At 42.1% G+C, this 2765-nt stretch carries 4 protein-coding genes; all 4 read right to left on the bottom strand.

Annotation, left to right across the window (positions count from 1 at the left end; all coding sequences use genetic code 11):
* Positions 1-262: 262 nt before the first annotated feature.
* Genes nrtS through EWV84_RS10530 form a run of 4 tightly spaced genes read right to left on the bottom strand, consistent with a single transcriptional unit; the run spans position 263 to position 2632 of the window.
* On the bottom strand, positions 263-493 hold the full coding sequence (gene nrtS, locus EWV84_RS10515) for a nitrate/nitrite transporter NrtS (protein WP_287077960.1): 231 nt from the start codon (positions 491-493) through the stop codon (positions 263-265).
* A gap of 3 nt (positions 494-496) precedes the next feature.
* A complete protein-coding gene (locus EWV84_RS10520) occupies positions 497-1060 on the bottom strand; it encodes a GUN4 domain-containing protein (RefSeq protein ID WP_287077961.1) in 564 nt (187 codons plus the stop codon).
* A 53-nt stretch (positions 1061-1113) separates the two neighbouring features.
* On the bottom strand, positions 1114-2244 hold the full coding sequence (locus tag EWV84_RS10525) for a CO2 hydration protein (RefSeq protein ID WP_287077962.1): 1131 nt from the start codon (positions 2242-2244) through the stop codon (positions 1114-1116).
* A gap of 31 nt (positions 2245-2275) precedes the next feature.
* On the bottom strand, positions 2276-2632 hold the full coding sequence (locus EWV84_RS10530) for a DUF1823 family protein (RefSeq protein ID WP_287077963.1): 357 nt from the start codon (positions 2630-2632) through the stop codon (positions 2276-2278).
* Positions 2633-2765: the final 133 nt, after the last annotated feature.

Here is a 2765-nt window from a genome sequence, read left to right on the forward strand (position 1 = left end):
TGAACGAAACCCCCTACTATCTGTGGTCAAGGTTCAGTTTTTAGCTTGGTTATCGCTTTTTCCATTGTAGCTTAAAGCCGTCCTCAAAGGACGGGGTTTTAACCCAAATTTTCGATAAAACAGCAGCCATGGTAAATCGAACTCCTGAATATTCGTCTTGATCGCTATCAAAGCAGTCCTCTACTAATCAGGGGGTGTTCGCAGCTCTCAATAACTGTCAGCTAACCGCTCAAAATTGTCTTTATTCCTGGGATTTTTTCGGTCACTGCTGACGGCGATAACTGCTATACTGCCCATGAACATTGACTAGATAGGGAACTAGATAAGTCAGTAATGCCGCCAGCCAGCGATCGCTTGTCATGCGCCCAGACATTATAGCATAACCGTGGTTAATTGTCAATAAAATTGTACCCACTATTACAGCCACTTTTATCCCGGTGGGGGCAAATTGGGGGGAAAATAAAGCATGAAAATAGCCGATAATTCCTTTCATTGTCTATAAATCGCACTCTATCAGGCGAGTAAAACAAAAAGTCACCATTTTTAACCCGTAGGGAGACTTCCACCAGAGAGCGGGAAAACAGCCTTGAGGAGCTGCGAGACTAAAATCCCAGTGATCATAATCATCGATGCGCCACTCATCTTTGTTGCGCCATCCTACCAATTCCCCAAATTTTCTAATCGTTTCCGCGTCTTGGGTACGCAGGGTATTAATACTACCCCCAACGGCAAAATATAACTTCACCTGATTGCTAAAACCGAAATGATCGCCGCTATAATTTTTCCAAAGGCGATCGAGTACCCGAATCACATTAACGGGAAACCGCATCATATCCTCTGGGGTTAAAGTATCGCGGGTTCTGCCGGCAGCTTCGAGGATAACTCGGAGAGTTTCTGCGTCTGCCTCCCTAAAGTTCCCCTCAGCTAGGAATTGCTGTAATTTACTATAGCGCTCGATGTCCGGAACTAACATCTGACGCGCTTCGATCAGGGCAACCCGTTCGGTTAAAGATTGCAATTGAACTAAAATATCCTGAAGTTGGACGTTAATATCTGACATAAATGTAAAGGGGTTTGTTGACTGCAAAAATTAGCGATTTATCGGCAGAATAATTATTGATTTACCGCTTCTAATCTTGATTTAACAAAGCGATTCATCCATGCTTCTAGATAGATGCGATTGGCTTTTTGCTCTTTTAAATCTGTGGTAGTTAAAGGGTAAGGTGCTAATCCTTGAATGGCTGCCGTTGTTACACAAAACATCGACTTTTGAAAGGTTTCGCAGATCTGGACTAATAAATCTTCTTCTTGACGAAAACTCTTTTTATAAATGTCGTGCAGATAATCTGGTAAAAAGTGACGCATATCCTGCATTAATAGTGTGGGAGGAATCCCTGCACCTCCAATGGGTAAAGGATCCGCATACAAAGCACCATAGGCAAACATTCCTTGATCGTAGGGAATTTGATAGGCTTGGGCATTATAGGAAATTGTACCGGGGAAAGGTGTTCCGCGAAAGAAAACCGCCTCAACGTAGGGGATTGCCGTATCCGCAAGAAAGGTTAATCCTGCCGATTTGGGGATAAGATCATAGGTTTGTCCTTTGATTTTTACCTGATAGACAATTGCTTGACTAGCATTATCGACTAAATTTTTCTTAATGTGTGCCACCACTGCGGGAATACTGGTAATTTTTCCGGCATCGTAGAGATCGGATAAACTTAAAAAAGTATCGGCCATAATTCGCCAAAATTGACCTAAACCGCTATAGTAGGCCATCATCCGCATTTGTTCTGGCAAAAATTCAGGAAAGGCTTTATTTAAAATTAAAACTAGCGGATTATTCCTAAATTTGGCTTGAATAACCTTGGCTGTCACTTCCCGAAAAGCGACACTATCTACATAACTATCTAAACCACCCCCACCATGCCAAAACATGGCTTTCATACAGTATTCAGCATACTCAAAATTAATGCGATTGTGCCACCAGTGTTGGAGTAATTTCTGCCAAGATACTTGACCATTAAAATATTTAAAGAAGGGGAAAAAAACCAAAAACTGATTTTCTGCAATATAAATTAAATTTTTGGAATAAGCATCTAACACCACTCCATAACTTTTCAGGATACCCACTACCTCGATCAAATTCTGGGGAGTATCTTTTAACAATGCTTCCCCAGCAGTGAGACGATCAATATAGGATGCTAGGGGATGAGAGGAGGACTTGACAGGGATAGTGACCATGCTAGAAGCTTGATAAAATAACTTTCCTCATCTATTTTAACGCACAAAAGCACAACCAATTAGCGGCGGTGGCACGGCGAGTCATGCGGGGATTGAATTCGCCAATTTTATAACCAGTAAACCCCAATTTATCTTTTAATAATTGTTTATTTTCTGGCAAGATCGATCGAGTTAATTTTACTGTTGGGGGACGATTGCCAATAAAATCCGGGGGTTGAGGATATTCACCTCGCCAATCTTCCTCTACTTGACTATTATCCCATTTTCCTTGACTTTCATCGTAGCGATAACCTAAACTTTGCCAGACCAATTTATTAACGGTTTCGTCGTCAATTTCATCGTTAATAATCGCCCAAATTGTCTCTATATTTAATTCTGGTAGTTCCATAGATTAAGTAAATAGGAGATGGGGAGATGGGGAGATGGGGAGATGGGGAGATGGGGAGATGGGGAGATGGGGAGATGGGGAGATGGGGAGATGGGGAGATGGGGAGATGGGGAGATGGGGAGATGGGGAGATG

Source organism: Microcystis sp. M_QC_C_20170808_M3Col, from assembly GCF_007095505.1.
Lineage (GTDB): Bacteria > Cyanobacteriota > Cyanobacteriia > Cyanobacteriales > Microcystaceae > Microcystis.

Coding starts and splice junctions, on each gene's coding strand:
- nrtS (WP_287077960.1), bottom strand. CDS start 493: ATGAAAGGAATTATCGGCTATTTTCATGCTTTATTTTCCCCCCAATTT.
- EWV84_RS10520 (WP_287077961.1), bottom strand. CDS start 1,060: ATGTCAGATATTAACGTCCAACTTCAGGATATTTTAGTTCAATTGCAA.
- EWV84_RS10525 (WP_287077962.1), bottom strand. CDS start 2,244: ATGGTCACTATCCCTGTCAAGTCCTCCTCTCATCCCCTAGCATCCTAT.
- EWV84_RS10530 (WP_287077963.1), bottom strand. CDS start 2,632: ATGGAACTACCAGAATTAAATATAGAGACAATTTGGGCGATTATTAAC.